Source organism: Mesotoga infera (assembly GCA_011045915.1).
Lineage (GTDB): Bacteria > Thermotogota > Thermotogae > Petrotogales > Kosmotogaceae > Mesotoga > Mesotoga infera_D.
In genome coordinates this window covers 1-3,707 of sequence record DSBT01000044.1, presented here as the reverse complement: position 1 = coordinate 3,707, position 3,707 = coordinate 1, and the positions used below count along the sequence as shown (strand labels likewise).

Sequence of the window (3,707 nt, the reverse complement as noted above, 5' to 3'; positions counted from 1 at the left end):
GCGGCTTCTGGTAACAAACCATATCAACGTTATCCGGCTTTGTATGATGAAGTGATATCAGTAGGCGCAGTCGACAATGAGATGAAAAGGACGAGCTACTCGAACTACGGAGAACATCTTGACCTTGTCGCTCCGGGAGGTTCGGCACCCTCACAGATATTGAGCACAGGATACTCGTCTAGTGAGGGAAACACTTATTCGACAATGTACGGCACTTCAATGGCGGCGCCACATGTAACGGGGCTTGCAGCTCTCCTGATGGCAGAAGGATACGCAGGCAGAGATTCTTCTGGCGAAGAGATTATAAGGAAGATCCTTCGGGAAACGGCCCTTGATCTAGGAGATCCGGGATGGGATCAGTACTATGGATACGGCCTTATTCAGGCATTCGATGCTCTAAACTTCAATGAAGAGCGAAGACCTCTCTTGGTCCAAATCCTCTCCACTTCGGGCCAGGTTCTGAAGGAAGCCGAAGTTGAGGCAGACGGTTCATTTTACATAAGCGGACTCACGGAAAATCACATCAAAATAAGGATCTGGAGAGATTTCAACGGAAATAAAGAGATCGACAAAGGCGACCTCCTGGGCTATTACGGCTTCTCTGGCTCCAGTGCAACTGCAGCCTGGCACCCGGAAATTGAGAACGCCGTAACTCTATCTTTCTTCAGCAGCGGACATAATGAGCTCGAGACTCCGGTCCAGTTCTTTCCGGTCAACGAATCGTCCGGTTATTAGAATCTGAGAGGGCTCCTCTGAAGGAGCCCTCTCAGATTTGTCAGACCTTTGTAAGTTCTTTTGCAACCACCCTTACCGGTGTGGAATTTCCCAGATTGTCAGAGACTGGGCAACGATCCTCCACAGCCTCGACCCATTTCTTTAGCGTCTCTTCATCTGCATCGGTGTCAACTTTCATCTCCGCGGTTATCTCCTTGTAACCCGCTCTGTCTTCATACGATTTACCAAACAATCTGGCCGGGTTCAGCGGACCATAAACGTCGATCTCCAGCTTTTCTATTTGAAAGCCCATCTCATTTGCTACAAGATGTCCGACTACATTCAGACAGCCGGCCAATGCGGCCAAAACATACTCGACAGGATTGGCACCCATATCGTCACCACCGAGATTTGGTGGCTCATCAACTATCATAGTAAAATTCCTTGCCTTTACGGCAACTCGCGCCGGACTTTCCGAAACTGCTCTTACTCTGAAATTCGCATCTGGCATAGACTTACCTCCTCTTTTGTTATATCTTTCACAAATATTCTAGCAGGATGGAAACTCTTCTCAGTTAAGCCGATATAAATTATCCGTTAAATACCCGCAATAATGAAGGACCAAGGCAGCATAAGGCAATGAACAGGTTTTTTTGCCATTTGCCTCCTCGTTCTGAGCTTCTATACGCAAGTACTGCTCCCGTACGAAATGGTATGTATGGAGAGATTGTTGTTTGAAGCAAGAACCATGAAGAAAGCCTAACATGAAAGAAAGATATCTATTCGCAAGTCAAAACTCTGCCTGAACAAAGATCTTAGGCCAAGATCCTACTGCAAACGTGACATCTAGAAGCATTGAATTCGTGTAAAACCCTTCATCTAAAGGTATTAACTGCGATTCACTTCTTTCTTATCTTGTATCCGTCTCTTTCGTCTAGAACTTCATATCCCTTTTCAGAAATCAGTTTCCTCAGTTCATCTGCTTTCTTCCAATCCATGTCTTTTCGAGCCTGATCTCTCTGGTCTGCAAGCTCCTCAACTTCTTCGGGAATTACCTCGGTTTCGATTTCGGAAAGACCTAGTCCAAGAACTCTGTCGAATTCGTTTATCAAAGAGAGCTTTTCGCCAGGACGGAGATCCTCGCTGTCTACAACCTTCCACAAAACAGCGAGTGCCCTAGGTGTATTCAGATCGTCGTTTATTGCTTCATAAAATTCATTCAGAAGCACTGAATTGGGTTTACTAACAGGTGCTTCCGATCCCTTCAGTTCTCCTATATTAGTGGCTAGCCTCTTCATGGCACTTTTCGCTCCATCGAGTGCCTCTAGCGTGAAAGCCAACTGCTTCTTGTAGTGAGCTCCCAGAAGGTAGTATCGATACTCTGCAGGATCGTAACCCTTGTCTATCAGCGTCTGCAAAGTAATGAAGTTACCCAAGGATTTGGACATCTTCTCTCCCTCACCAATGACAAGGAATTCAGAATGGAGCCAGTAATTAACCCATTCATGACCGAAAGCGGCCTCACTCTGGGCAATCTCGTTTGTGTGATGAATTGGAATGTGATCTATGCCGCCCGTATGGATATCGAACCTTTCACCGAGGTACTTCGAAGACATCGCAGAACACTCGATATGCCATCCCGGAAATCCTCTGCCCCACGGAGAGTCCCACTGCATTGCATGGCTATCGTACTTGTATCGGGTAAACCATAGGACGAAATCAAAGGGGTTCCTTTTATAGGGATCGCTTTCCACCCTGGAACGCATCTTGTCCTCGTCAAGCTTAAGCCTTGCCAGTTTGCCATAGTCCGACAGTTTCGAAGTGTCGAAATAGACGTTTCCACCGGCAATATACGTGTAACCGTTGGATTCTATCTTGCGTATCATGTCAATCATGTCGTCTACGTGCCTGGTTGCCCTGCAGGTGACAGTTGGGAAGATGATGCGCAATCTCTTCAGATCGTCAAAGAAAGCCTTGGTATAGAAGTCCACTATCTCCCAGACGGTTTTCCCCTCCCGTCTTGCACCGGCTTCCATCTTGTCCTCGCCTTCATCCTCATCACCGGTCAAGTGGCCCACATCAGTAATATTCATGACATGATTGACCTTGTACCCGTTGAAAAGAAACATCCTCTTGAGGGTGTCGGCAAAGACGTACGCCCTCAGGTTGCCAATGTGAGCGAAGTTATAAACGGTTAGTCCACAAGTATATAACCCCACCTCGCCTTCCCTTAGCGGCTTGAAGACTTCCTTTTTTCGTGACATTGTGTTCGTAAGTAGTATTTCCATTCTCTGCCTTCCCTCCTTCCCCAAAACCGGGCTATATGTTCATTATAAGATCGTTCCTGGTTTTCATCTCTTCAGTTTTCGGCCCATATGAGATGTAGTCAATCTCGACACCCGTTTCTCTTTCGATAAAAGTCATGTACTTCAGGAAGTTTATGTGGTCAGTAACGGGCCATCCATTAACAGTTTCGTAAATTGGTTTTGCTCTGAAAAAATCATACGAAGTAGAAGGCAATTCCTTTACGACTCCATCAACATCATACGCCACACAGACTTTCACTTCATCCAGTCCGTTCAGTACGTCTCCTTTCGTAATAACGAGACCCGTTAGACCAGACCTGATTTTTGCATATCTAAGAGCGGGAAGATCCAGCCAGCCTATCCTTCGTGCTCTACCTGTTGTTGCGCCGAATTCCTTTCCTCTTTCCCTCAGCAGCTCACCAACCTCGGAGGCCTCTTCTGTCGGAAAGGGGCCGGCTCCTACTCTAGTTGTGTAAGCTTTGAGAACCCCGTAGACACTGTCCAGTTCAAAAGTAGAGAACCCTACCGAGGATACTCCATGAGCCATACATGCCCCCGATGTCACAAAGGGATATGTGCCAAAATCCAGGTCCAGAAGAACACCCTGAGCTCCTTCAAACAAGACGGAAGTACTCCTGAAGACTCTATACATATCTACCGCACTTGTGAAATTGACGCCGAGCCTTT

At 46.8% G+C, this 3,707-nt stretch carries 4 protein-coding genes; 1 reads left to right on the top strand and 3 read right to left on the bottom strand.

Annotation, left to right across the window (positions count from 1 at the left end; all coding sequences use genetic code 11):
• A partial coding sequence (locus tag ENN47_01210) for a peptidase S8 (protein HDP76810.1) occupies nt 1-735 on the top strand: 735 nt, incomplete at its 5' end.
• Nucleotides 736-775: 40 nt separating this feature from the next.
• Here ENN47_01210 and ENN47_01205 read toward each other — a convergent pair.
• From ENN47_01205 to ENN47_01195, 3 genes are all read right to left on the bottom strand, one after another.
• Nucleotides 776-1,225: an OsmC family peroxiredoxin gene (locus tag ENN47_01205; GenBank protein HDP76809.1), complete on the bottom strand. Its 450-nt coding sequence runs from the start codon at nt 1,223-1,225 to the stop codon at nt 776-778.
• Between the two features lie 388 nt (nt 1,226-1,613).
• Nucleotides 1,614-3,002 (bottom strand): cysteine--tRNA ligase, encoded by a 1,389-nt coding sequence (locus tag ENN47_01200; protein ID HDP76808.1) that lies wholly within the window; start codon nt 3,000-3,002, stop codon nt 1,614-1,616.
• A gap of 31 nt (nt 3,003-3,033) precedes the next feature.
• The coding region (locus tag ENN47_01195) for an adenylosuccinate synthetase (protein HDP76807.1) at nt 3,034-3,707 on the bottom strand (674 nt) is incomplete at its 5' end.